The organism is Enterobacter cloacae complex sp. HYC080_NIDB, from assembly GCF_056673325.1.
Genome location: NZ_CP114212.1, coordinates 683527 through 708048, shown reverse-complemented (window position 1 = coordinate 708048; position 24522 = coordinate 683527). Strand labels below are relative to the sequence as shown.

The following is a 24522-nucleotide window of genomic DNA, read 5'->3' as shown; positions in this document are numbered from 1 at the left end:
ATCAGGGGTTCCTTGCCAGAATTAACGTTTTCCGCTGTGCAGCCAGTACGGATCCTGCGAAATGGCCTCGTTGCGGAAATGCTCGATCTCAATCTGCTGACGGGTTTCAATGGCATGCTTGAGCCCCTGCCAGTTTTCCAGCCAGGCCTGCGCCTTCACGCCCTCATACGCCCCCGACAGCAGCAACATGCTGTCGATATTACGCGCCAGACGGGGAAGCTGATCGCCGTACTGGTCACCCAGCGGATGTGCAAAGGTCGTTCTCAGCTCGGCAGCGTGACGGGATAGATGGATATCCGCGAAGCGTTTAAAATTATCCGCGATTTTGGTCTGCGCTTTTGCATCCAGGAAGCTGCGCCAGCCGCGCGTCACCAGAAACTCGGTCAGCGCCAGTTTTGCCGCGGCGTTTTGCGGGCTGTAGATCACCGTTTGCGCGGAGACATCGGAATGCATCAGTGTTTCAGTTTGGGTCAGCAGGTCACGTAAGTGAGCACTTGCTTTACGCGGTACGATACCGCCAAACAGTGCCAGGGCATGACGCACCAGCCCAATGGCGGCCAGCACCTGTTTGCTGGCATTTTTCACGCTACGCGCCCAGAGTTCCTCATGGTACTGCCATTGAGAGAGGGCCAGCTCCAGCGCCGCTTCCATGCCCTGTTCAATGCTGGCCTTCGGAACAACACGCAGAATCGGGGTCTCTCTCAGCAGGCGTGGCGCATTCCCGGCCGCCAGGTGATAACCGCGCGCCGCTTTGCTCAGGCTGCCCTGACGTAAACCCGGCTGGCTCACCAGCTTGCGCGCCAGTTTCAGCACGTCGCTCGCATCTCCTTCCAGCAGTTCCAGCTCCAGCTCGCAAATAGGCTCCTGGAACTCACCCGCCTTCACTTCGCCTAAATCCAGCGCGATTTCAATGCGGCTCTTACCTTCCGTCACCAGCCATTTCTCACGGCAAAAATCGGTGCTGAACAGCGGCTGTACCTGCTCTGCCAGCGTGGCAGGCCGTTCACCTTCCGGCCAGACCTCCGCCGGGAAACGATCCAGCTCAAGTTCTGGCTTACTGATGTCGATATTGTATTCCGGGCGCTGGTGCAAACCGCCGACCACGCGGCCGGCGATTTTCATCGTCATCTCGTAGCGCCCGTTTGCGCCGCGGATGCGCAGCCCCATATCGTGGCTACGCAGCCAGTTGTCCGGCGTTTCGTAGTAGATGTTGAGCAACGGTACGGGTTCATGGTGCTCGCCGGAGAGCGTATGCAGATGCTGGCGGAGCGCGTCAACGCTGTCTTTTTCGACGATAAATTTTAATTCGATTTCCTGAGCCATAGCCTTGTACTTTTGCGGGCGTCACAGACGCGTCAATGAGGGCGAACTTCCTCGCCATTTGTTTGTCAGTACATAGTATTTTGCGCCAAATTGCCATGCAATGAGCAATTTGACGGGCGTAAATGTGTAGAGTCGTGACACAGATGATTCTGATTGCTGACGAATGCTTTGCGTAGAGACACTGTTGCCACTACTATCGTTCCACTATTTATGAAAATAACGACTAATGATGCTTAAATTACGCCTGATTGGACTTACTTTACTCGCTTTTAGCGCCGCAACCGCAGTGCACGCTGAAGAGGAGCGTTACGTTTCTGACGAACTGAACACCTGGGTACGCAGTGGCCCCGGAGATAATTATCGCCTCGTGGGCACGGTGAATGCCGGCGAGGAAGTCACCCTGTTACAGACCAATGCGGACACCAACTATGGTCAGGTTCGCGACAGTACCGGCCGTACTTCCTGGATCCCGCTGAAAGAGCTGAGCACCGTACCAAGCCTGCGCACGCGCGTTCCGGATCTGGAAAACCAGGTGAAGACCCTGACCGACAAGCTGAACAACATCGACGGTACCTGGAACCAGCGCACCGCAGAGATGCAGCAGAAAGTGGCACAGAGCGACAGCGTGATTAACGGTCTGAAAGAAGAGAATCAAAAACTCAAAAACGAGCTGATCGTCGCGCAGAAAAAGGTAAACGCCGCGAATCTGCAGCTTGATGACAAGCAGCGCACCATCATCATGCAGTGGTTTATGTATGGCGGCGGCGTGCTGGGCGTGGGTCTGGTGCTGGGTCTGGTCCTGCCGCATCTTATCCCAAGCCGCAAGCGTAAAGACCGCTGGATGAACTAATTCGTCTTCTCTGCCAGACTTACGTATCATTCTGGAAAAGAGAAAACGGGAGAGTTGGGCGTGAAGAGTTATCTGGTCGGTGGTGCGGTACGTGATGCGTTGTTAGGTCTGCCGGTCAAAGATAAAGACTGGGTTGTCGTTGGCGCCACCCCGGAAGAGATGCTCGACGCGGGCTACCAGCAGGTAGGCCGCGATTTTCCCGTGTTTCTTCATCCGAAAAGCCGCGAAGAGTACGCTCTGGCGCGTACCGAACGGAAATCCGGCTCCGGCTATACGGGTTTCACCTGCTACGCCGCGCCTGATGTGACGCTGGAGCAGGATTTGCTGCGCCGCGATCTCACCATTAACGCCCTGGCACAGGACGAAAACGGCCATATCATCGATGCCTACGGCGGGCAGGATGACCTGCGCAACCGTCTTTTACGTCACGTCTCCCCGGCATTTTCTGAAGATCCGCTCCGCGTTCTGCGCGTGGCGCGCTTTGCCGCGCGTTACGCCCATCTGAGCTTCCGCATTGCTGATGAGACGATGGCGCTGATGACGGCCATGACCGAGGCGGGCGAATTAGAACACCTGACGCCGGAGCGCGTCTGGAAAGAGACGGAAAATGCCCTGACCACCCGCAACCCACAGGTCTTTTTCCAGGTCCTGCGTGACTGCGGCGCACTGAAGGTGCTGTTCCCTGAAATCGACGCGCTGTTTGGCGTACCCGCGCCGGCAAAATGGCATCCGGAAATTGATACCGGCGTGCACACGCTGATGACGCTGAGCATGGCGGCCATGCTCAGTCCTGAAGTAGACGTGCGTTTTTCCACCCTCTGCCACGATCTCGGCAAAGGCTTAACGCCGAAAGAATTCTGGCCACGGCATCATGGTCACGGCCCGGCAGGCGTAAAGCTGGTAGAAGGGCTTTGCCAGCGCCTGCGCGTGCCGAATGAGATCCGTGACCTGGCAAAACTGGTCGCTGAATTCCACGACCTGATCCACACATTCCCGATCCTGAAACCCGCCACTATCGTGAAGCTGTTCGATAATATCGACGCCTGGCGCAAGCCGCAGCGCGTGGAGCAGATCGCACTCACCAGCGAAGCCGACGTTCGCGGCCGCACCGGGTTTGAAGCATCCGATTACCCGCAGGGGCGACTGCTGCGCGAAGCGTGGATTGTGGCAAAAGCGGTGCCGACGAAAGACGTTGTCGAGGCAGGATTTAAAGGCCCGGAAATTCGTGAAGAGCTGACGAAACGGCGAATTGAGGCCGTAACGGCGTGGAAGGAAAAGCGTTGCCCTCAGCCGAAAGACTGAGGGCAGTGGGTCATCAGAAGAAGACCACGTAAACGGCAGCTGCGACAATAAAGCGGTAGATCGCGAACGGAATGAACGAGATACGCTTAATCAGCTGCAGGAAGGTTTTGATGGCAATCAGCGCCACGATAAAGGCGGTGATAAAGCCCACGGCAAACATCGGAATGTCACCCGTGGTCAGGAAGCTAATGCTTTTGTAGAGATCCAGCGCGGTGGCGCCCATCATCATTGGCACCGCCAGCAGGAACGAGAACTCCGACGCCGCGTAACGGCTCACGCCCATCAACATCCCGCCGGAAATCGTTGCCCCAGAACGGGAGAAGCCCGGCCACAGCGCCAGACACTGGAAGCAGCCAATGATAAATGCCTGACGATACGTCATATCGTCCAGCCCTTCCGCACGCGGGGTTTTAGGCTTCAGCACTTCGGCAGCAATCAGCAGGAAGCCACCGACCACCAGCGCGTACATCACGTTAATAGGGTTAAACAGCGATTTGATGGCATCGTGGAAAACCAGGCCCAGCACCACTGCGGGGATCATCCCGAGCAGAATATGAATGAGCGTCAGGCGCCCCGAGCCTTCGCCTTCACGCTGCGGCAGACGGCCAAAGTGGATGCCGATCAGGCCAAACAGGCGACGCCAGAACATCACGACCACCGCCAGAATAGAACCGAGCTGAATGACGACTTCAAACGTCTTTGCGGTATCGCCTTCAAAGCCCAGCAGATGGCCAACGATAATCATATGGCCTGTACTGGAAACTGGCAAAAACTCCGTCAATCCTTCGACCACACCCAGTATTGCCGCCACCAGCAGCGAGTGCATATCGCTCATCTATAAACCCCTAAAAAGATATAAAAAAAACGGTCGCCCCAACGGCTCCCGTGAAAGATACAGCTATAAGACCGATATAACCTAAAATGGTTTAGCAATTATGACGTTAAATCTTGCCTTTCAGATTTGTGCCACGCTCGATAATCACGCCCACATTGGCCGCACGCGCTACCGCTCCCGGCTTGCTCAGCTTGATGCGCACCCACGGTGAGTTGAATTTGGTCAGCAGCAGTTCCGCCACCTCTTCCGCCACACGTTCCACCAGCGCAAAACGCTGTCCTTCCACATGGCCGATGACCGTTTCACTGATGTCGGCGTAGCTCAGACAGTCATTCACATCATCGCTTTTTGCTGACTTGCGGTTATCCCAGCCCATTTCGATATCGAACACTAACTTCTGCTCGATGGTCTGTTCCCAGTCGTAAACACCAATTGTGGTGATTACCGAAAGTTGCTCTATAAATACAATATCCATCACGACCTGCCTGCTTTTTGGCTAAACCGGATACCACTTCCGGCGAATTATGCGTATTATCCACAGATGCTGAGAATACAGATACATTTTCAAAACGGAACAGCGTTATGAGTGCAATCGCGCCTGGAATGATCCTCCTCGCCTATCTTTGCGGCTCAATCTCCAGCGCCATTCTGGTCTGCCGCATTGCCGGGTTACCTGACCCGCGTGAAAGTGGTTCCGGGAATCCGGGAGCGACCAACGTACTTAGAATTGGCGGCAAGGGAGCAGCCGTAGCGGTTTTGATTTTTGATGTTCTGAAAGGGATGCTACCCGTCTGGGGCGCTTATGCGCTGGGCGTCACGCCGTTCTGGCTGGGGCTCATTGCGATTGCGGCCTGCGTCGGCCACATCTGGCCCGTTTTCTTCGGTTTTAAAGGTGGTAAAGGCGTTGCAACCGCCTTTGGCGCTATCGCCCCTATCGGCTGGGATCTTACCGGCGTAATGGCGGGCACCTGGCTGCTCACCATCTTGCTGAGCGGTTATTCCTCGCTCGGCGCCATCGTCAGCGCGCTCATTGCCCCGTTTTACGTCTGGTGGTTCAAACCCCAGTTCACCTTCCCGGTGTCAATGCTCTCCTGCCTGATCCTGCTGCGTCATCACGATAATATTCAGCGTCTGTGGCGTCGTCAGGAGACCAAAATCTGGACGAAGCTCAAGCGAAAGAAAAAAGATCCGGAGTAAAACGCGCAACGCCGGCAGCAGAAAACGTATCCATAAGCGACTCATATGACAGCCTTCATTTCCGCCAGGGCATACTGAAACGTATCCCGATGGTGTGGAAATGGATGCAGCATGTTAGCAGCTCAGGTCACTGATAATACGTATAAAGGCTGGCAGGCATCGCTTGCCCTGCTGTTTTGTCACACCCCTGAGAAAACCCTCCTGCACGCCGCCCACCACGTCGGGCCGCTCACCGTTCAACGCCCGTTTTATCCCGAAGGGGAAACCTGTCACCTCTATTTACTGCATCCGCCCGGCGGCATTGTGGGCGGCGATACGCTGGACATTTCCGTTCGGCTGGACGCCAAAAGCCACGCGCTTATCACCATGCCCGGCGCCAGTAAGTTCTATCGCAGCAGCGGCCCGCAGGCCTGTCTGAACCAACACTTTTATCTTGATGATGGATCCACGCTGGAGTGGCTGCCGCAGGATACCATCCTCTTTCCCGGTGCCAATGCCGCACTGCGCTCCGTCTTCCACCTGAAGTCCTCCAGCACGCTGCTGGCGTGGGAGTTGTATTGCCTGGGTCGCCCGGTAATCGGTGAAACCTTCAGCCACGGCACGCTGGAGAGCCGCCTTGAGGTCTGGGTAGACGATGAACCGCGCCTGATTGAGCGTCAGCACCTGAGCGACGGCGATCTTGCGCCCGTTGACGGACATCCGTGGCTCGGCACGCTGCTGTTCTATCCGGCCGGGGAAACGCATCTTGATACGGTCCGCGAGCGCCTCGCACCGCTGGGAAATTATGCAGGTGCAACGCTTACCGACGATCTGCTGTCGGTGCGTTTCCTCTCCCACGATAACCTGATTTGCCAGCGGGTGATGCGCGACATCTGGCAGTCGCTTCGCCCGCTTCTCACCCCTAAAAATGCCTGTTCGCCGCGTATCTGGCAGACATAAGAGAAACGTTATGGAACTGACCCCCAGAGAAAAAGACAAGCTGTTGCTGTTCACCGCCGCGCTGGTTGCCGAACGCCGCCTTGCGCGCGGGGTTAAGCTCAATTATCCGGAATCGGTCGCGCTGATCAGCGCCTTTATTATGGAAGGCGCGCGCGATGGCGAAACCGTCGCCTCGCTGATGGAAGCGGGTCGTCACGTACTGACGCGCGACCAGGTAATGGAGGGCGTACCGGAGATGATCCCGGATATTCAGGTGGAGGCCACCTTCCCGGACGGCTCCAAGCTCGTCACCGTCCACAATCCGATCGTCTAAGGAGCACGTCATGATCCCTGGTGAATACCAGATCCAGCCCGGCACGGTTGCCCTCAACGTCGGGCGTGAAACCCAACAAGTGATTGTTGAAAACCACGGCGACAGGCCGATACAGGTCGGATCGCACTATCACTTTTACGAGGTCAACCCGGCGCTGAAGTTCGACCGGGAAGCCACCAGAGGCTACCGGCTGAATATTCCGGCAGGCACCGCCGTGCGTTTCGAGCCCGGCCAGAAGCGGGAAGTCACGCTGGTACAGGTGACGGGCGCGCAGCGTATTATCGGGTTTCGCGGCGAGGTGATGGGGGAGGTGAAAAATGGCTGACATTTCACGCCGGGCGTATGCCGATATGTTCGGCCCCACCACCGGCGATAAAGTGCGGCTGGCCGACAGCGAGCTATGGATCGAAGTGGAAGACGATCTCACGGTCTACGGTGAAGAGGTCAAATTCGGCGGCGGAAAGGTGATCCGCGACGGTATGGGCCAGGGGCAGATGACCGCCGACGACTGCGTGGATCTGGTGCTCACCAACGCGTTGATCATCGATCACTGGGGGATCGTGAAAGCCGATATCGGCGTCAAGAACGGGCGGATCTTTGCCGTCGGTAAAGCCGGTAACCCGGATATTCAGCCCGGCGTGACGATCCCAATCGGCGCCGCAACGGAAGTGATTGCCGCCGAAGGGAAGATCGTGACCGCGGGCGGGATCGACACCCATATTCACTGGATCTGCCCGCAGCAGGCGGAAGAGGCGCTGGTTTCCGGCGTGACCACCATGATCGGCGGCGGCACCGGCCCTGCGGCGGGCACCAACGCCACCACCTGCACGCCAGGGCCGTGGTACATCGCGCGTATGCTGCAGGCAGCCGATACGCTACCAGTGAATATCGGCCTCCTCGGCAAAGGTAATGGCTCTAACCCGGACGCCCTGCGCGAGCAGGTCGCGGCTGGCGCCATTGGGCTGAAGATCCACGAAGACTGGGGCGCAACGCCCGCGGCGATCAACTGCTCGCTGGAGGTTGCCGAAGAGATGGATTTTCAGGTGGCGCTGCACAGCGACACGCTGAACGAGTCCGGGTTTGTCGAGGACACGCTGGCCGCGATTGGCGGGCGCACCATCCACACCTTCCATACCGAAGGCGCGGGTGGCGGCCATGCGCCGGATATTATCACCGCCTGCGCGCATCCGAATATTCTGCCCTCCTCCACCAACCCGACGCTGCCCTACACGGTGAACACCATCGACGAGCATCTCGACATGCTGATGGTCTGCCACCACCTCGACCCGGATATTGCCGAGGACGTGGCGTTTGCCGAGTCGCGCATTCGCCGGGAGACCATCGCCGCTGAAGACGTGCTGCACGATATCGGCGCGTTCTCGCTCACTTCGTCAGATTCACAGGCCATGGGCCGCGTGGGAGAAGTGATTATCCGTACCTGGCAGGTTGCGCACCGCATGAAGGTCCAGCGCGGCGCCCTGCCGGAAGAGACCGGCGATAACGACAACTTCCGCGTGAAGCGCTATGTCGCTAAGTACACCATCAACCCGGCGCTGACCCACGGCATCGCCCATGAGGTCGGTTCCATTGAGGTGGGCAAGCTGGCGGATCTGGTGGTCTGGTCACCGGCGTTTTTTGGCGTCAAACCTGCCACCATCGTCAAAGGCGGAATGATCGCCTGCGCGCCGATGGGCGATATTAACGCCTCGATCCCCACGCCGCAGCCGGTGCATTACCGCCCGATGTTTGGCGCACTGGGTGCCGCGCGCCACGCCACCCGGCTGACGTTTATCTCCCAGGCCGCCAGCGCGAACGGCGTCCCGCAGCAGCTCAATCTGCAAAGCGCCACGGCGGTGGTGAAAGGCTGCCGGACGGTGAAGAAGACCGACATGATCCACAACGGTTTACTGCCCAATATTACCGTCGATTCGCAAACCTACGAGGTGCGCGTCGACGGTGAACTGATAACCAGCGAACCGGCCGACGTTCTGCCGATGGCGCAACGCTATTTCCTGTTCTGAGGAGTGATGATGATCTATTTAACCCAACGCCTGGACCACGCGCACCCGATTACCGCCAGCGTCACGCTGCCGATTGACGTGCGGGTGAAAAGCCGCGCCCGTGTGGCGCTGAACGACGGCCGCGACGCCGGGCTGATGTTGCCGCGCGGCCTGCTGCTGCGCGGGGGCGACCTGCTGACGACAGACGACGGTAGTGAGGTCATCGAAGTGATCGCAGCGGCAGAGTCGGTCTCCGTGGTGCGCTGCGCCGACCCGTTCCTGCTCGCCCGCGCCTGCTACCACCTGGGCAACCGCCACGTGCCGCTGCAGATCATGCCCGGCGAACTGCGCTATCACCACGATCACGTTCTCGACGACATGCTGCGCCCGTTCGGGCTGGAGGTGACCTTCGACTCCCTGCCGTTTGAACCGGAAGCGGGCGCCTATGCCAGCGATGCCCACAGCCATAGCCACTCTCACGCTCATTCACATTAAGGATTAATTATGCGCAAGTTCCTCCCCCTGTTACTGCTGGCCTTTTCCGTTCCGGCGCTCGCCCATCCAGGCCACGGTGCCGACAGCTTCCAGGCCGGTTTTTTCCATCCCCTGACCGGGCTCGATCACCTGCTGATGCTCACCGGCGCGGGCGTGCTCTCGGCGCTGAGTGGCCGCAAACTCCTGCTGCCGTTTGCCACTCTCGGGATGATGCTCGTTGGCGCTGTTGCGGGCAGTCTGCTCGGCGGATTTAGCGGCATGGAGATGCTGATTATCGCCTCGCTGGCGGTCTGCGGCGTGATGATGTTTAAAACTGAAAACCGTCTGCTGCTGGCGGTACCTGCTCTGGCGATGTTCCACGGCTGGGCACACGGTGTGGAGATGTCCGGCCACAGCTTCTGGCTCTTCACCAGCGGGTTTATGTTCGCCAGCGCCACGGTGCTGTGCGCCAGCTTCGCGGCAGGTTTACTGCTGCGCCGTCATGACGGCCTGCGTAAAACGTTCGGCGGTGGGTTGATTGTCTCTGCCCTGCTGGCGTTGATGAGCTGATGGAGCACGCCCGCCAGTGGCTGCGCCTGATGCAGCTCTCCAGCAGTAGCCTGCCGGTTGGGTCGTTTACCTGGTCGCAGGGGCTGGAGTGGGCGGTAGAGGCAGGCTGGGTCACGAATGCCGACGCCTTTAAACGCTGGCAAATCCAGCAGATGGAGCAGAGCTTTTACTGCGTCGATCTGCCGCTCTTTACTCGCCTGTATCTCGCCTGCGAACAACAGGATTGGGTGGCGGCAAAACGCTGGACGGCATACCTGCTCGCCTGCCGGGAAACGCGCGAGCTGCGCGATGAGGAGCGCAACCGTGGCGCGGCCTTTACGCGCCTGATTAAAAGCTGGGAGCCTGACTGCCCGACTGAATGGCTGACACTGTGTATGCAGAGCCAGCTCTGCGGCATGGCGTGGCTCGGCGTGCGCTGGGGCATTGGCGCGCGCGAACTGGCGCTCAGTCTCGGCTACAGCTGGATTGAGAGCGCGGTGATGGCGGGCGTTAAGCTGGTGCCGTTTGGGCAGCAGGCGGCGCAGCAGTTGATTATCGACCTGAGCGACCACTTCGCCGCCGGGTTCGAAGAGGCATTTTTACGTGACGACGACGCACTGGGCGCAGCCACGCCGCTGTCTGCCATCGCCTCCGCGCGGCACGAAACACAATATTCACGACTATTCCGTTCCTGAGGAGTCAACATGGCTGATTACAAACATCCCCTGCGCGTCGGCGTCGGCGGCCCGGTAGGGTCGGGTAAAACCGCCCTGCTGGAAGCGCTCTGCAAGGCAATGCGCGATACATATCATCTTGCGGTAGTCACTAACGATATCTACACCAAAGAGGATCAGCGCATCCTGACCGAGGCGGGCGCACTGGAGCCGGAGCGCATTGTTGGCGTGGAGACCGGCGGCTGCCCGCATACCGCCATCCGCGAAGATGCCTCGATGAACCTGGCGGCGGTGGAAGCGTTAAGCGAGAAATTCGGCAATCTGGACCTGATCTTCGTCGAAAGCGGCGGGGATAACCTGAGCGCGACGTTCAGCCCGGAACTGGCGGATCTCACTATCTACGTGATCGACGTGGCCGAAGGGGAAAAAATCCCGCGTAAGGGCGGGCCGGGGATCACCAAATCTGACTTTCTGGTGATCAACAAAACCGATCTCGCACCCTACGTGGGTGCGTCGCTCGACGTGATGGCGCGCGATACCAACCGCATGCGTGGCGAACGTCCGTGGACGTTTACCAATCTGAAAGCGGGTGACGGTCTGGCGACGATTATTGCGTTTCTGGAAGAGAAAGGGATGTTGCGGGTGTAATGCGGTTTATCGCCGGGTGGCGGCTTCGCCTGACCCGGCCTACGGTTTTGTAGGCCCGGTAAGCCCAGCGCCACCGGGCAAAAAACTCACGCCTCAGGCAGTTCCGCCAGCGGCCAGCGCGGACGCACGGACACGCTCAGGTCAGACGTTGCCCCCGCGTTCAGACGCACCATCCCGGCGTAAGCGATCATCGCGCCGTTATCGGTACAGAACTCTGGACGGGCATAAAACACTTCCCCGCGACGCTTTTGCATCATCTCAGCCAGCTTCGCGCGCAGCGTGCGGTTGGCGCTGACGCCGCCCGCCATCACCAGACGCTTAAAGCCGGTCTGATCCAGCGCGCGCTTGCACTTGATCATCAGCGTATCGACCACCGCATCTTCGAACGCGCGGGCGATATCGGCACGGGTCTGTTCGCTGTCGTCGTTATTACGAATCGTATTCGCCGCGAAAGTTTTCAGCCCGGAGAAGCTAAAGTCCAGCCCTGGACGGTCGGTCATCGGACGCGGGAAGACAAAACGCCCTTCCGTTCCCTGCGACGCCATTTTCGAGAGCATCGGGCCGCCAGGATAATCCAGCCCCAGCAGCTTGGCGGTTTTGTCGAACGCTTCACCGGCGGCGTCGTCGATCGACTCGCCCAACAGCGCGTATTTGCCAATGCCCGTTACGCTAATCAGCTGCGTATGACCGCCGGAAACCAGCAGCGCAACAAATGGGAACTCAGGCGGATTCTCTTCCAGCATCGGCGCCAGAAGGTGACCTTCCATATGGTGAACCGGAATGGCCGGCACGTCCCACGCGAACGCCAGCGAACGACCTACCGTCGCGCCAACCAGCAGCGCGCCCACCAGACCCGGACCCGCGGTATAGGCCACGGCATCAATATCAGTTGAACGTAACCCGGCCTCTTTCAGCGCCGCCTGAATCAGGGGAACCGTTTTACGCACGTGGTCACGAGAGGCCAGTTCCGGCACGACGCCGCCGTAGTCAGCGTGCAATTTCACCTGACTATACAGTTGGTTGGCCAGAAGGCCTTTTTCGTCGTCGTAAATGGCGATGCCGGTTTCATCGCAGGATGTTTCAATACCCAGTACACGCATGACTTGTTTTACCTCGTTTCACTACCGCGCAGTGTAGAGCCTGGGCGGGGTGATGTAAAACTTTGTTCGCCCCAGGAAGAAGGCTCGTGTATACTCCTCACCCTTATTAAAGTCCCTTTCAAAATCGCATCGGTGCTTTACAAAGCAGCAGCATTTGCAGTAAAATTCCGCACCATTTTGAAATAAGCTGGCGTTGATGCCAGCGGCAAACCGAATTTATTAAAGGTGAGAGTTACATGCCGGTAATTAAAGTACGTGAAAACGAGCCGTTCGACGTAGCACTGCGTCGCTTCAAACGTTCATGCGAGAAAGCAGGTGTTCTGGCTGAAGTTCGTCGTCGTGAGTTTTATGAAAAACCAACGACCGAACGTAAGCGCGCTAAAGCTTCCGCTGTGAAACGTCACGCGAAGAAACTGGCTCGCGAAAACGCACGCCGTACTCGTCTGTACTAATCGCTTGAGGGCCTCAGCCCTCAATTGACAGACAGAGTAGTAGTCGTAAGGCCGTGCTTCCGGAAGGAATGCGCGGCTTGTTTTCGTTTATAAGTCGCTTAAATTTTTGGGGCATATGGCCGGAAGAATCCCACGCGTTTTCATCAACGATCTGCTTGCCAGAACCGACATCGTCGATCTCATCGACGCGCGGGTAAAGCTGAAAAAGCAGGGCAAGAACTACCATGCGTGCTGTCCGTTCCATAACGAAAAAACCCCCTCTTTCACCGTTAACGGTGAAAAGCAGTTCTACCATTGCTTTGGCTGTGGCGCACACGGTAATGCCGTCGATTTTTTGATGAACTACGACAAGCTCGAGTTCGTTGAAACCGTCGAAGAGCTGGCGGCGATGCATAACCTTGAAGTGCCGTATGAAGCAGGCAGTGGGCCAAGTCAGATCGAGCGCCATCAACGGCAAACGCTGTATCAACTGATGGATGGCCTGAATTCGTTTTACCAACAGTCTCTTAAGCACTCTGCGGCTGAGCCTGCGCGTCAATACCTGACAAAGCGCGGACTGAGCGACGATGTGATTGCGCGTTTCGCTATTGGTTACGCCCCGCCCGGCTGGGACAACGTGTTAAAACGTTTTGGCGGCAATAGCGAAGATCGTAAGTCTCTCATCGACGCAGGCATGCTGGTCACCAACGACCAGGGACGAAGCTACGACCGCTTCCGTGAACGGGTGATGTTCCCGATCCGCGATAAGCGTGGCCGGGTGATTGGTTTTGGTGGTCGCGTGCTGGGTGATGCCCTGCCGAAATACCTCAACTCCCCGGAAACCGATATTTTCCATAAGGGCCGCCAGCTTTACGGTCTTTATGAGGCGCAGCAGGATAACGCGGAACCTCCGCGTCTTCTGGTCGTCGAAGGCTATATGGACGTTGTCGCGCTGGCGCAGTACGACATTAACTATGCGGTGGCGTCATTAGGAACGTCCACGACGGCAGACCATATCCAGCTGCTGTTTCGCGTCACCAACAACGTGATTTGCTGTTACGACGGTGACCGCGCAGGACGCGATGCCGCCTGGCGTGCGCTGGAAACGGCGCTACCGTATATGACCGACGGGCGTCAGCTACGCTTTATGTTCCTGCCGGATGGCGAAGATCCGGATACGCTGGTGCGTAAAGAGGGCAAAGCGGCGTTTGAAGCGCGGATGGATCAGGCTCAGCCGCTCTCCACGTTTCTGTTTAACAGCCTGATGCCGCAGGTGGATTTAAGTACCCCTGACGGGCGCGCGCAGCTCAGTACGCTGGCGCTGCCGTTAATCAGCCAGGTGCCCGGCGAAACGCTGCGTATCTATCTGCGTCAGGAGTTAGGCAACAAGCTCGGCATTCTGGATGACAGCCATCTTGAACGTTTAATGCCTAAACAGGCTGAAAACGGCACGGTTCGCCCCGCGCCTCAGCTAAAACGCACAACCATGCGTATACTGATAGGGTTACTGGTACAAAACCCCGAACTTGCGCCGCAAGTGCCATCGCTGGCGGGTTTGAACCACGAAAAATTGCCCGGACTTGGCTTATTTTCAGAACTGGTCAACACGTGTTTGTCTCAGCCAGGTCTGACCACCGGACAACTTTTAGAACATTATCGCGGCACAAAAGAGGCCGCTACCCTTGAAAAATTGTCGATGTGGGACGATATAGCAGATAAGGACATTGCAGAAAAAACGTTCACCGACTCGCTCAACCATATGTTTGATTCGATGCTTGAGTTGCGCCAGGAAGAGTTGATAGCTCGCGAGCGCACGCACGGCTTAAGCAGCGAAGAACGCCGGGAACTCTGGATGATTAACCAGGAACTGGCGAAGAAATAAGTGAAAGACAAAAGTATTTAACGGCTTAAGTGCCGAATATCGATCGGGGAGCCCCCGGCAGCCGCACTGAGAGGCAGCGGCAAAAATATAAGTACGCCCTCGCTTTAAAGGTTGGCAGCCCCATCGCCGACACCAATCAAACGAATTAAGTGTGGATACCGTCTTATGGAGCAAAACCCGCAGTCACAGCTGAAACTTCTTGTCCAACGCGGTAAGGAGCAAGGCTATCTGACCTATGCCGAGGTCAATGACCATCTGCCGGAAGATATCGTCGATTCAGATCAGATCGAAGACATCATCCAAATGATCAATGACATGGGCATTCAGGTGATGGAAGAAGCACCGGATGCCGATGATCTGTTGCTGGCTGAAACCTCCAACAATACCGACGAAGATGCGGAAGAAGCTGCCGCACAGGTACTGTCCAGCGTTGAATCTGAAATCGGGCGTACCACTGACCCGGTCCGCATGTACATGCGTGAAATGGGTACCGTTGAACTGTTGACCCGCGAAGGCGAAATTGACATCGCAAAACGCATCGAAGACGGGATCAACCAGGTTCAGTGTTCTGTTGCCGAATACCCTGAAGCGATCACCTATCTGCTGGAGCAGTACGATCGCGTTGAAGCGGAAGAAGCGCGCCTGTCTGACCTGATCACCGGGTTTGTTGACCCGAACGCGGAAGAAGATCTGGCGCCTACCGCGACTCACGTTGGTTCCGAACTGTCTCAGGAAGAGATGGATGACGACGAAGACGAAGATGAGGAAGAAGACGACGACAGCGCGGACGATGACAACAGCATCGACCCGGAACTGGCGCGTGAGAAGTTTGCCGAGCTGCGTACCCAGTACGAAGTCACGCGTGACACCATCAAAGCGAAAGGCCGCAGCCATGCCGCCGCGCAGGAAGAGATCCTGAAACTGTCTGAAGTATTCAAACAGTTCCGCCTGGTGCCAAAACAGTTCGACTACCTGGTAAACAGCATGCGCGTGATGATGGATCGCGTACGCACCCAGGAACGCATCATCATGAAGCTGTGCGTTGAGCAGTGCAAAATGCCGAAGAAGAACTTCATCACCCTCTTCACCGGCAACGAAACCAGCGAAACCTGGTTCAACGCCGCTATCGCGATGAACAAGCCATGGTCTGAAAAACTGCACGACGTGAAGGACGATGTCTATCGTGGTCTGCAGAAGCTGCATCAGATTGAAGAAGAGACCGGCCTGACCATCGAGCAGGTCAAGGACATCAACCGTCGTATGTCTATCGGTGAAGCGAAAGCCCGCCGTGCGAAGAAAGAGATGGTTGAGGCGAACTTGCGTCTGGTTATCTCTATCGCCAAGAAATACACCAACCGTGGCCTGCAGTTCCTGGATCTGATCCAGGAAGGCAACATCGGTCTGATGAAAGCGGTAGATAAGTTCGAATACCGTCGTGGTTACAAGTTCTCCACCTACGCTACCTGGTGGATCCGTCAGGCTATCACACGCTCTATCGCGGATCAGGCGCGCACCATCCGTATTCCGGTGCATATGATTGAGACCATCAACAAGCTCAACCGTATCTCCCGCCAGATGCTGCAGGAGATGGGCCGTGAGCCAACGCCGGAAGAGCTGGCTGAGCGCATGCTGATGCCGGAAGACAAGATCCGTAAAGTGCTGAAGATCGCCAAAGAGCCAATCTCCATGGAAACACCAATTGGTGATGATGAAGATTCGCATCTTGGTGATTTCATCGAGGACACCACCCTCGAGCTGCCGCTGGACTCTGCCACCACCGAGAGCCTGCGCGCTGCGACGCACGACGTTCTGGCCGGCCTGACCGCCCGTGAAGCAAAAGTGCTGCGTATGCGTTTCGGTATCGACATGAACACCGACCACACGCTGGAAGAAGTGGGTAAACAGTTCGACGTGACCCGCGAACGTATCCGTCAGATCGAAGCGAAGGCGCTGCGTAAGCTGCGTCATCCAAGCCGCTCTGAAGTGCTGCGTAGCTTCCTGGACGACTAACTTGTCCTGACAGTGAAAAAGCTCCCAATCGGGAGCTTTTTTTTTGTTTATTACTTCTTCCTGTGGGCTGTGGGATCCCAGTAATTTATAAGCAAAAGCAATAACGTTGTTTCAGAGCGAATGCAGGCTTTCAGCGATGCTCTGATCCGGCTGTAAATCGCTGAGGCGTTTTCTGCAGGCCGGGGCGAGGCGCATGGATGCGCCGAGAGGGCGGGCTTTACAGGGACGTTACCTCCGCCCGTCCCCGATAAGCCGGAAGGAATAAGCCGAGGGCACCGCGAAGCGGCGATTTACCGCCGGGAGCCCGGGTCGCCAGGGTGGTGGCGCCTGAGCCACCCTGGCACGTTCACAGGTCATGTCGTGACAGAGTAGCAAGGAACATAAAGTGAACGGAATGATCACCACAGCCGTATATTCCCCTCACCCTAACCCTCTCCCCGGAGGGGCGAGGGAACTGTTCCGTGCTGCTATAACGTTGTGGGGATCCCTTAGTCATGTGAGGTGAGGGCATCAGGCCGCAGAGTCCCTAAAGCCCTCGCACCATTAGCGCCTCATCCAGCTCCCGATACGCCTCCACCAGCTTATCCAGCGTTGCCCTGTTAAGCCCGCTTGGATTCGGCAGCACCCACACCTGCGTCGCGCCGATGGTAATGCTCTGCTTACCCCATTTAGCGCCGCGCTGACTGAACGCCTGCTCGTAGGCCTGCTTGCCGAGGATCGCCAGCGCTGCGGGCTGATAGTCCTCGATCTTTTTGACCAACTCCCGTCCGCCGCTGCGGAGCTCATGCAGGTTGACCTCGCTCGCCTGCACCGTCGGGCGCTCAACAAGCATAGTAATGCCGCAGCGCGTATCCAGCAGGTGCTGTTCCTCTTCGGGCCTGAGTAATCTATCGGTAAACCCGGCCTGGTGGATCACTTTCCAGAAGCGATTGCCCGGATGGGCGAAGTGAAAGCCGGTGTGCGCCGAGGACTTACCCGGGTTGATTCCGCAGAACACCACCCGCAGGCCAGGGGCCAGAATATCGTTGATCATTTTTACTCCCGATCAATCCATCGTAAGGGAAGTATAAAGGATTGATTATGCATTGTTTATAAAAACAGCAGGCAGGTGTGAATGGCTGGATTGCTGTAGAGAGTTACTTTATAATTCACCGCCACGGCCCCTTAGCTCAGTGGTTAGAGCAGGCGACTCATAATCGCTTGGTCGCTGGTTCAAGTCCAGCAGGGGCCACCAAATTAAAGCAATAAATACATGCACTTAGGCCACTCTCGAGAGTGGCCTTTTTGTTTTCGCCAGCACAAGTGTCGCAAAAGTGTCGCAAGAAGGTTTAGACCTGCCAAATTGCTCTGAGTTAGACATGACGTTCAGAAGTAGTTTTGGAACAAAAAAGACTCAACTGCAAAAGTTGCTACGATGGCCCCTGATTCACCTGAACAATTTTGCTTGGGCTGTGTTTATGCTACCAACGTATGATGCAATGCTGACCTGCTCCCCGTTGATTAATACACCGTGATGTTAGTAATGTCTTCATAAGCCACATGAGGACATCCCCATGAAGAAGCGTTTTTCCGACGAACAGATCATATGTATTCTCCGCGAGGCCGAAGCCGGCGTTTCTGCCCGTGAGCTCTGCCGTAAGCACGCCATTTCCGACGCCACCTTTTACACATGGCGTAAGAAGTATGGCGGTATGGAGGTGCCTGAGGTTAAGCGCCTGAAGTCGCTTGAGGAAGAGAACGCCAGACTCAAGAAGCTGCTTGCTGAAGCCATGCTGGATAAGGAGGCGCTTCAGGTGGCTCTTGGGCGAAAGTACTGACGACAGACCAGAAGCGGGAAGCCGTGGAAGTCATGTGCGAGGCTAAGGGTCTGTCGCAACGTCGTGCCTGCGGGCTGGCAGGTCTGTCCCTGTCAACCTGCCGATATTCGGCTCAGCGTCCGGCTGCTGACGCGCAGCTGTCTCTACGCATCACAGAGCTGGCACTTGAACGCCGCCGTTTTGGTTACCGGCGTATCTGGCAGCTTCTGCGACGTGAAGGTCTTTGCGTTAACCACAAGCGGGTTTACCGCATCTATCAACTTAATGGCCTGAGTGTAAAACGCAGACGACGTCGTAAAGGGCTGGCAACAGAACGTCTGCCGCTGCTCCGCCCGATGGCGCCCAATCTGACCTGGTCAATGGATTTCGTCATGGACGCACTGGCCACAGGTCGCAGGATCAAGTGCCTGACCTGCGTGGATGATTTCACAAAGGAATGCCTGACGGTCACTGTTGCCTTCGGGATTTCAGGCGTGCAGGTCACGCGTATTCTGGACAGCATTGCGCTGTTTCGCGGCTATCCGGCTACGATAAGAACCGATCAGGGCCCGGAGTTTACCTGCCGCGCACTCGATCAGTGGGCTTTTGAGCATGGTGTGGAGCTGCGACTTATCCAGCCCGGCAAGCCAACGCAGAACGGATTTATTGAGAGTTTTAACGGACGCTTTCGTGATGAATGCCTGAATGAGCACTGGTTCAGCGATATTGTTCACGCCAGGAAGATCATTAATGACTGGCGACTGGATTATAACGAGTGTCGACCACATTCATCACTGAATTACCTGACGCCGGCTGAATTTGCAGCGGGCTGGCGAAACGGGAAATATGAAGAAAAACCAACCGACATTACTAACTGAAGGTTGTATCTAACTCTGGGGGCAGGTCAAAGGGATTCTTACAGAAGAAGAATTCCAGCAGCAGAAAAAATTCATTTTGAATGGTTAATTTATGTCTGTAAGAAAGTTAGCTTACGGCCAACGGGTTGCTGATTTTTACACTGTAGACAGAACTGATGGTAAAGACGGCAAGCGGGTTCGTAGGAAGTTTGTCACTAAAGGCGAAGCGCTGGCGTTTGAAAATTACACACTGCAAAAATTTGAGGACACGCCCTGGTTAGGCCAGGGCAAAGACAAACGTCGTCTTTCGGATATAGTCCATCTATGGTTTGAGCGCCATGGAATAACTTTGCGTGACGGCGAGAAACGTAAAAGCAACATGCTCTGGGCAGATCTGTGCATAGGGTCGCCCCCGGCTACTGAATTCTTAGCCCAGCTTTTCACCGCGTACCGGGCAAAAAGGCTCGATGGCCATTTTGCCCGTACTAAGCGCGTTACTCAGGTTTCGCCTCGCACCATGAACTTAGAGCACGCGTATTTCCTCGCTGTGTTCAATGAATTGAAACGACTTGGCGAATGGGAAGCGCCAAACCCGCTAGATAACATTCGACAGTTCAGAACAGAAGAAAGTGAGATGGTCTTTCTTACTGGAGAGCAGATTGACAGTCTCTTAGAAGAAAGCCACCACAGCTCTGCTAAAGATTTGGAGATGATTGTCAGAATTTGCCTGGCTACTAGTGCTCGCTGAATGACGGGCGCCCCCTTGTTGTCCCCTGAGTTTTCCTCCTGGCATTCGCCAGGCTATATTCCTCCTCTGATTTTTTGCGGCACCCTGTGCAAGCACACACGCAATCAATCAAATGTAGTCCGTCCTGCCGCTCACCCTCACAAACCCTAAAAACTAAAGAAATCCCCCATCGCGCCGATCATCATCCGTGTGTATTATTTCCTGTAGCGTTGCCCACAACTACCCTTAACTCAAATACTTAAGCGCCAAAGCGAAAGGCATCATGAGCACACCGATCAAACGGCTAGAAATCATTAAAAATGCCATTGAACTGGAAGATGACGACATCATCCAGAGCCAGCTGACACGGCTGAAGAATGAAGCGTTTGACGATGAGCTACAGGCAATCGTCGTGGCGCTTGAGCAGAAGAATTACACCGCCGCCATCAGGGCCATTACCGCCTGGCTGCAGGGCCAGCGCGCCATCACCCCGTGGCGCGACCCGCAAGTGGCAGCCAGCAAGCTGGAGCTGAAGGCGCTGGAAGAGCGTCTGCGCGATCTCATCGATCGCCGCAACGCGCGGGTGCAGCAGCTTGATGAGTTCAACGATCTCTATTTCTCCCGTCTGGGTCCCCTGATGCAGCAGATCCTCGCCCTGCGTAAAACCCTGGCGGAGCTGAACCTGCGTCGTCAGCAGGCGGAGGCGCGTCGTCGCGAGGAAGATTACCGTCGCTGCCAGCGCTATATGGCGCAGGCGGTAGAGGTGCTGGCGACGCTCACCCAGCGCTGGCGCGATCTGCCAGCCGACTCCGTGCAGGCGGCTGAAGCGCGCAAGCATCTGGAGCAGCAAAGTAATTTGATTGCTAATTTGCTGGCCGAGGCGCTGGAGCTGGAGAGCGGCTTAACGCGCGAAGAGGAGCCTGCTCGCCAGGCGCGTGACGAAGCCAACGAAGAGTACGAGAAGTATCGCGAGCAACATCACGATGTCGAAATGCGGCTGCGCAAAGGGAAGCTCCTCTCTGAAGAAGATCAGAACGAACTCAAGCGTCTCTGGCGGCAGGCGAGCAAACTCTGTCATCCGGACCTGGTGGCGGACGACCTGAAAGAGGAAGCCAACGCGATGATGGTGCAGCTCAACCAGGCCAAACAGCGTGGCGACGTCAAGGCTATTCGCTCGCTGGTCGCCCGCCTGCAGCAGGGCTTCGAGCCGCTGATGGCCAGCGACAGGCTGAACGATCTGGAACGTATCCGCAAAAAAATGGCGCAGGTACGCGAGCAAATCGACACCTTAGTGAACGAGCTGGCGGAGCTGGAGAAAGAAGAGTCCTGGCTGCTGGTGTCGTCGCTGAGCAATATGGAGGCGTACTTTGCTCAGCAGGAGAAAGCCCTGCACGAGGTTCGCGCCTCGCTCGAACACCAGGTGAACGAAGCGCAAATGGATTCAGCAGCCTGATTATTTAGCGTGCCAGTAGGCGCTGGCACGCACCAACTGTTGATCAATCGCGTCAGTGTCAAACTGACGGCTCAGGCTTTTTACTACCTTTCCTTCCCCGGTCAGCCAGATAAAGTACTCTTCCGCCGGAACGGTCAACGCCGCCAGACGATCCGCCACCGCCTGCTCGCGGTGGCCCACTACCCAGGTGATGTCGACGTCGCTCAGGTGCGCCAGATAGTCCTTATATGCGTCGTTCCCGACCGTTACTACCGCGTGAATTTCTGGGCGAACCGGCAGTTTAGCAAGACTCTCTAAGCGTCGACGTAGCGCAGGCATACCGGATTCATCACACACGTACAGTTGCCAGGCGTAATCTTCCGGCACCACCAGCGAACCGCGCGGCCCACCAATGGTCAACGTGTCCCCCGCTTTCGCCTCAACCGCCCAGTTGCTGGCAATGCCGCCGTCATGAATGAAGAAATCGAGCACCAGTTCATGGCGAGACTCATCATACAGCGGCGTATAGTCGCGCGTCTGCGGACGCACGCCGTCGCCCCAGTCGATGCCTTCATCAGTCACCACGGGCGGCACAAACGCCGCCCCCGGTGCCGGGAAAAAGACTTTGGTGTGGTCGTCGAAGCCGCGTGAGCTAAACCCCTCCAGCGCCTCACCACCTAATACAACGCGCTGGAAACCCGCGCTCACGCGTTCCACGCGGAGCACCGTCAGCTCGCGAAAACGCAGGTCATTACGAACACGCTGTGGGTAACGGGTTGATGCCATTTTTAGCCCCTTCTCTGATGAATACGATATATCTAAATTAATTTTTAAATGATAATGATTACTAATCAGTAAAAAAGCAAGATCTTTTAGATTGCATCTGAATATATCTTAGATATAGTTTAGATATATCAAATTGAAGGAATTACTATGCGACACGAACATGATGGCGGCGGACGCCGACCGCGCTTTTTCGGCCACGGCGATCTGCGGCTGGTGATTCTGGATATCCTGACCCGCAATGCGAGCCACGGCTATGAGCTGATCAAAGAGATTGAGAACCTGACCCAGGGTAATTACACCCCGAGCCCTGGGGTGATCTACCCGACGCTGGATTATCTGCAGGATCAGACCTTTATCACCATTACGGAAGAAGAGAACGGCAGAAAGCGAATTGCGATTACCGTGACGGGCCAGCAGTGGCTGGATGAGAACCAGGAACAGCTTGAGCACATACAGGCACGCATCAAAGCGCGTTCTGTCGGCTTCCAGCTGCGCAAAAACCCGCAGATGAAGCGGGCGCTGGATAACTTTAAAGCGGTGTTAGACCTGAAGGTGAATCAGGGAGAGCTCAGCGACGCGCAGCTTAAGCAGATTATCGGCGTCATTGACCGCGCGGCGCTCGAGATCTCCCAGCTGGATTAAGCCGGAGCGTGTTCGCTCACGCGGAAGACGCGTACCAGCTCTTTCAGGTGCATCGCCTGTTCGTTAAGCGATGCCGCCGCGGCGACGGACTCCTCCACCAGCGCGGAGTTCTGCTGGGTGGTGGCATCAATCAGGCCAATCGCGCTGTTAATCTGCGAGATCCCTTCCGTCTGCTCATGGCTGGCCTGGCGGATCTCACGCAGGATGACGTCCATCTCTTCCACGTTGCCCACCATCCCGTTGATCAGCGCGCTCGCTTTTTCCACCAGGTTCATGCCGTCCTGGGTCTGACTGGTGGAGCTCTCAATAAGCTCACGGATTTCGCTGGCCGACGACGCGCTCTTCTGGGCAAGCTGGCGCACCTCACCGGCCACCACCGCAAAGCCACGACCGTGCTCACCGGCGCGCGCTGCTTCCACGGCCGCGTTCAGCGCCAGAATGTTGGTCTGGAAAGCAATGGCGTCGATCAGGTCGATAATGTCGGACATCCGGTTCGACGTCTCGTTAATCAGGCGCATTTTGCTGGTCACCTGCTTCATCATCTCACCGTTGTTTTTGACCACCGTGGCAGCATCTGCCGAGAGGTTGGTCGCTTCGCCAGTGTGCGAGGCGGTGTTTTTCACCGTCGCGGTGATCTGCTCCATCGAGGCTGCTGTCTGTTCAACGGAACTTGCCTGCTCTTCCGTGCGCGCGGCGAGATCCTGGTTACCCGCAACGATCTGCGCGGCTGCGCTGGAGATATTCTCCGAGCCGGTTTGCACCTGCTGCACAATGTCCAGCAGACGGTTTTTCATCTCCATCAACGCATGCAGCAGTAAGCCCGTTTCGTCTTTGCCGTGCGGCGTGATGCTGCCCGTCAGATCGCCCTCTGAAATGGCCTTCGCAAAATTCACCGCCTCGCCGAGCGGACGGGTGATAGCGCGCACGATAAACCAGCCGATCAGGCTGCCTGCCGCGACGCTAAAGAGGGTGATGAGGATCAGCAGCAGTCGGTTAGACCTGAAATCCCCTTCTACCTGCGCGCCTGCACTCTGCATCTCGCTGTTTTGAATGGCAATCAGCTCCTTCACCTTCGCTTTATAAGCCTGCTGCACGGCAAGGGTGGTGGTCATCATCTCTTGAATGGCACCCGCACGATTGTTGTTCTGCACCGCCTGCAGGATGCGATAGCGCGAGTCCAGATACTGCTGGCGCACGCTACGGATATCCGCCAGCACCTGCTGAGACTTTTCATCCTGCAACGCGTTGTTCAGCTCGCCCAGGATCACCGTGATGTGCTCGCTGATCTCTTTCAGGTGCTGCTGAGATTGCCCCGTGTAAGTCCCCTGCTCGTCCAGCAGCATCAGCTGTTGAGTGCTAATAAATTCCTGGAAGTTATCGATTAACTGGTTCGCTTTTACCGTGGCCGGATAATCACGGGTAATAATGGATTGCATCCCATTATTTGCCCGGTTCAGACTCAGCAGAGACAGGCTCGCGCTGATTGCCATCAGGACAATAAAGAACCCAAACGCCAGAAATAATTTCGTGCCGATTTTTACGTCATGTAAGAACATATTTACTCCATCGATGTGATTATTTCTCAGACGATCGCTGTTATCGGTAACGAATTCGCTAACTTTATGACTTTGATCGTTTTTTTATTTCATAACCATCACAATGGATAGGCAGGGACTATTAATTTCGTCTCATCGATCGTTACCAGACCACCAGAAGCGTGTTTTGCAAAACAGCATCATGGGAAACTGACTTAGG

The 24522-nt window shown here is 56.4% G+C and carries 24 protein-coding genes, 1 tRNA gene and 1 pseudogene; 19 read left to right on the top strand and 7 right to left on the bottom strand.

All coding sequences use genetic code 11. The features are described 5' to 3' along the window. Positions 1-21: 21 nt before the first annotated feature. Entirely contained in the window at positions 22-1323 is a 1302-nt protein-coding gene (locus tag O1723_RS03385) for a CYTH domain-containing protein (RefSeq protein ID WP_023337814.1), read from the bottom strand. A 229-nt stretch (positions 1324-1552) separates the two neighbouring features. Between O1723_RS03385 and O1723_RS03380 the strand changes: the two genes are divergently transcribed. Then, a complete protein-coding gene (locus tag O1723_RS03380) occupies positions 1553-2173 on the top strand; it encodes a TIGR04211 family SH3 domain-containing protein (protein WP_248191212.1) in 621 nt (206 codons plus the stop codon). A gap of 60 nt (positions 2174-2233) precedes the next feature. Continuing rightward, on the top strand, positions 2234-3475 hold the full coding sequence (locus O1723_RS03375; protein ID WP_014885273.1) for a multifunctional CCA addition/repair protein: 1242 nt from the start codon (positions 2234-2236) through the stop codon (positions 3473-3475). Between the two features lie 13 nt (positions 3476-3488). On the opposite strand, the gene bacA is transcribed toward O1723_RS03375, so the two are convergent. Both bacA and folB read right to left on the bottom strand, forming a co-directional pair. Next, positions 3489-4310: an undecaprenyl-diphosphate phosphatase gene (bacA, locus tag O1723_RS03370; RefSeq protein WP_038421017.1), complete on the bottom strand. Its 822-nt coding sequence runs from the start codon at positions 4308-4310 to the stop codon at positions 3489-3491. Positions 4311-4416: 106 nt separating this feature from the next. Then, entirely contained in the window at positions 4417-4785 is a 369-nt protein-coding gene (gene folB, locus O1723_RS03365; protein WP_014885275.1) for a bifunctional dihydroneopterin aldolase/7,8-dihydroneopterin epimerase, read from the bottom strand. A 107-nt stretch (positions 4786-4892) separates the two neighbouring features. Between folB and plsY the strand changes: the two genes are divergently transcribed. The 9 genes from plsY to ureG all read left to right on the top strand — a co-directional run bounded on the left by plsY (position 4893) and on the right by ureG (position 11104). Continuing rightward, entirely contained in the window at positions 4893-5507 is a 615-nt protein-coding gene (gene plsY, locus O1723_RS03360) for a glycerol-3-phosphate 1-O-acyltransferase PlsY (RefSeq protein WP_014833311.1), read from the top strand. A 111-nt stretch (positions 5508-5618) separates the two neighbouring features. Further along, complete coding sequence (locus O1723_RS03355; RefSeq protein WP_023337816.1) at positions 5619-6446, top strand: urease accessory protein UreD; 828 nt, start codon at positions 5619-5621, stop codon at positions 6444-6446. A gap of 10 nt (positions 6447-6456) precedes the next feature. Next, a complete protein-coding gene (locus O1723_RS03350) occupies positions 6457-6759 on the top strand; it encodes an urease subunit gamma (RefSeq protein ID WP_003862556.1) in 303 nt (100 codons plus the stop codon). 10 nt (positions 6760-6769) lie between these two features. After that, positions 6770-7084, top strand: a complete 315-nt coding sequence (locus O1723_RS03345) for an urease subunit beta (RefSeq protein ID WP_023331328.1) — start codon at positions 6770-6772, stop codon at positions 7082-7084. Further along, on the top strand, positions 7077-8780 hold the full coding sequence (gene ureC / locus O1723_RS03340) for an urease subunit alpha (RefSeq protein ID WP_248191210.1): 1704 nt from the start codon (positions 7077-7079) through the stop codon (positions 8778-8780). Before O1723_RS03345 ends, ureC begins: the two co-directional genes overlap by 8 nt. A 9-nt stretch (positions 8781-8789) precedes the next feature. Next, positions 8790-9254, top strand: coding sequence for an urease accessory protein UreE (gene ureE, locus O1723_RS03335; RefSeq protein ID WP_023337818.1), 465 nt, complete (start codon positions 8790-8792; stop codon positions 9252-9254). A gap of 9 nt (positions 9255-9263) precedes the next feature. Further along, entirely contained in the window at positions 9264-9803 is a 540-nt protein-coding gene (locus O1723_RS03330; protein WP_023337819.1) for a HupE/UreJ family protein, read from the top strand. Then, on the top strand, positions 9803-10477 hold the full coding sequence (locus tag O1723_RS03325; RefSeq protein ID WP_014885281.1) for an urease accessory protein UreF: 675 nt from the start codon (positions 9803-9805) through the stop codon (positions 10475-10477). Before O1723_RS03330 ends, O1723_RS03325 begins: the two co-directional genes overlap by 1 nt. A gap of 9 nt (positions 10478-10486) precedes the next feature. Continuing rightward, entirely contained in the window at positions 10487-11104 is a 618-nt protein-coding gene (ureG, locus tag O1723_RS03320) for an urease accessory protein UreG (protein WP_014885282.1), read from the top strand. 86 nt (positions 11105-11190) lie between these two features. Here the strand turns inward: ureG and tsaD are convergent, their stop codons facing one another. Beyond that, positions 11191-12204, bottom strand: coding sequence for a tRNA (adenosine(37)-N6)-threonylcarbamoyltransferase complex transferase subunit TsaD (gene tsaD / locus O1723_RS03315; RefSeq protein ID WP_014885283.1), 1014 nt, complete (start codon positions 12202-12204; stop codon positions 11191-11193). Between the two features lie 236 nt (positions 12205-12440). Between tsaD and rpsU the strand changes: the two genes are divergently transcribed. The 3 genes from rpsU (at position 12441) to rpoD (ending at position 16527) form a co-directional block, all read left to right on the top strand. Beyond that, complete coding sequence (gene rpsU, locus O1723_RS03310) at positions 12441-12656, top strand: 30S ribosomal protein S21 (protein WP_001144069.1); 216 nt, start codon at positions 12441-12443, stop codon at positions 12654-12656. A 115-nt stretch (positions 12657-12771) separates the two neighbouring features. Next, positions 12772-14517 (top strand): DNA primase, encoded by a 1746-nt coding sequence (dnaG, locus tag O1723_RS03305; protein WP_023337820.1) that lies wholly within the window; start codon positions 12772-12774, stop codon positions 14515-14517. A gap of 165 nt (positions 14518-14682) precedes the next feature. Continuing rightward, the gene (gene rpoD, locus O1723_RS03300; RefSeq protein WP_014885285.1) at positions 14683-16527 is read left to right on the top strand and encodes an RNA polymerase sigma factor RpoD; all 1845 of its coding nucleotides are present in this window, start codon (positions 14683-14685) and stop codon (positions 16525-16527) included. Positions 16528-17053: 526 nt separating this feature from the next. Here rpoD and mug read toward each other — a convergent pair. Next, entirely contained in the window at positions 17054-17560 is a 507-nt protein-coding gene (gene mug, locus O1723_RS03295; RefSeq protein WP_023337821.1) for a G/U mismatch-specific DNA glycosylase, read from the bottom strand. Positions 17561-17685: 125 nt separating this feature from the next. Between mug and O1723_RS03290 the strand changes: the two genes are divergently transcribed. The 4 genes and pseudogenes from O1723_RS03290 (at position 17686) to O1723_RS03275 (ending at position 21360) form a co-directional block, all read left to right on the top strand. Beyond that, positions 17686-17761, top strand: a tRNA-Ile gene (locus O1723_RS03290). Between the two features lie 319 nt (positions 17762-18080). Next, positions 18081-19201, top strand: a protein-coding gene (locus O1723_RS03285; protein WP_100245182.1) for an IS3-like element ISKpn34 family transposase whose coding sequence is annotated in 2 segments (ribosomal slippage) — positions 18081-18339 and positions 18339-19201 — 1122 coding nt in all. Because the reading frame shifts where the segments join, the coding sequence is not laid out codon by codon here. Positions 19202-19292: 91 nt separating this feature from the next. Next, a pseudogene (locus O1723_RS03280) lies at positions 19293-19925 on the top strand (phage integrase); the annotation flags it as partial. Positions 19926-20190: 265 nt separating this feature from the next. Next, positions 20191-21360: a coiled-coil domain-containing protein gene (locus O1723_RS03275; RefSeq protein WP_014885298.1), complete on the top strand. Its 1170-nt coding sequence runs from the start codon at positions 20191-20193 to the stop codon at positions 21358-21360. Here the strand turns inward: O1723_RS03275 and O1723_RS03270 are convergent, their stop codons facing one another. Next, positions 21361-22125 (bottom strand): siderophore-interacting protein, encoded by a 765-nt coding sequence (locus O1723_RS03270; RefSeq protein WP_248191311.1) that lies wholly within the window; start codon positions 22123-22125, stop codon positions 21361-21363. A gap of 147 nt (positions 22126-22272) precedes the next feature. Between O1723_RS03270 and O1723_RS03265 the strand changes: the two genes are divergently transcribed. Then, complete coding sequence (locus tag O1723_RS03265) at positions 22273-22767, top strand: PadR family transcriptional regulator (protein WP_014885300.1); 495 nt, start codon at positions 22273-22275, stop codon at positions 22765-22767. Here O1723_RS03265 and O1723_RS03260 read toward each other — a convergent pair. Continuing rightward, positions 22764-24323, bottom strand: a complete 1560-nt coding sequence (locus O1723_RS03260) for a methyl-accepting chemotaxis protein (protein WP_023337827.1) — start codon at positions 24321-24323, stop codon at positions 22764-22766. The genes O1723_RS03265 and O1723_RS03260 overlap by 4 nt on opposite strands. Positions 24324-24522 lie beyond the last annotated feature (199 nt).

Bases quoted from the DNA above. Each gene is read 5' to 3' on its own strand.
- O1723_RS03275 (WP_014885298.1), top strand. From the start codon at position 20,191: ATGAGCACACCGATCAAACGGCTAGAAATCATTAAAAATGCCATTGAA.
- mug (WP_023337821.1), bottom strand. From the start codon at position 17,560: ATGATCAACGATATTCTGGCCCCTGGCCTGCGGGTGGTGTTCTGCGGA.
- O1723_RS03330 (WP_023337819.1), top strand. From the start codon at position 9,264: ATGCGCAAGTTCCTCCCCCTGTTACTGCTGGCCTTTTCCGTTCCGGCG.
- ureG (WP_014885282.1), top strand. From the start codon at position 10,487: ATGGCTGATTACAAACATCCCCTGCGCGTCGGCGTCGGCGGCCCGGTA.
- folB (WP_014885275.1), bottom strand. From the start codon at position 4,785: ATGGATATTGTATTTATAGAGCAACTTTCGGTAATCACCACAATTGGT.
- tsaD (WP_014885283.1), bottom strand. From the start codon at position 12,204: ATGCGTGTACTGGGTATTGAAACATCCTGCGATGAAACCGGCATCGCC.
- O1723_RS03325 (WP_014885281.1), top strand. From the start codon at position 9,803: ATGGAGCACGCCCGCCAGTGGCTGCGCCTGATGCAGCTCTCCAGCAGT.
- O1723_RS03345 (WP_023331328.1), top strand. From the start codon at position 6,770: ATGATCCCTGGTGAATACCAGATCCAGCCCGGCACGGTTGCCCTCAAC.
- ureE (WP_023337818.1), top strand. From the start codon at position 8,790: ATGATCTATTTAACCCAACGCCTGGACCACGCGCACCCGATTACCGCC.
- O1723_RS03385 (WP_023337814.1), bottom strand. From the start codon at position 1,323: ATGGCTCAGGAAATCGAATTAAAATTTATCGTCGAAAAAGACAGCGTT.
- rpsU (WP_001144069.1), top strand. From the start codon at position 12,441: ATGCCGGTAATTAAAGTACGTGAAAACGAGCCGTTCGACGTAGCACTG.
- O1723_RS03355 (WP_023337816.1), top strand. From the start codon at position 5,619: ATGTTAGCAGCTCAGGTCACTGATAATACGTATAAAGGCTGGCAGGCA.
- rpoD (WP_014885285.1), top strand. From the start codon at position 14,683: ATGGAGCAAAACCCGCAGTCACAGCTGAAACTTCTTGTCCAACGCGGT.
- O1723_RS03380 (WP_248191212.1), top strand. From the start codon at position 1,553: ATGCTTAAATTACGCCTGATTGGACTTACTTTACTCGCTTTTAGCGCC.
- O1723_RS03350 (WP_003862556.1), top strand. From the start codon at position 6,457: ATGGAACTGACCCCCAGAGAAAAAGACAAGCTGTTGCTGTTCACCGCC.
- plsY (WP_014833311.1), top strand. From the start codon at position 4,893: ATGAGTGCAATCGCGCCTGGAATGATCCTCCTCGCCTATCTTTGCGGC.
- O1723_RS03260 (WP_023337827.1), bottom strand. From the start codon at position 24,323: ATGTTCTTACATGACGTAAAAATCGGCACGAAATTATTTCTGGCGTTT.
- bacA (WP_038421017.1), bottom strand. From the start codon at position 4,310: ATGAGCGATATGCACTCGCTGCTGGTGGCGGCAATACTGGGTGTGGTC.
- ureC (WP_248191210.1), top strand. From the start codon at position 7,077: ATGGCTGACATTTCACGCCGGGCGTATGCCGATATGTTCGGCCCCACC.
- dnaG (WP_023337820.1), top strand. From the start codon at position 12,772: ATGGCCGGAAGAATCCCACGCGTTTTCATCAACGATCTGCTTGCCAGA.
- O1723_RS03270 (WP_248191311.1), bottom strand. From the start codon at position 22,125: ATGGCATCAACCCGTTACCCACAGCGTGTTCGTAATGACCTGCGTTTT.
- O1723_RS03265 (WP_014885300.1), top strand. From the start codon at position 22,273: ATGCGACACGAACATGATGGCGGCGGACGCCGACCGCGCTTTTTCGGC.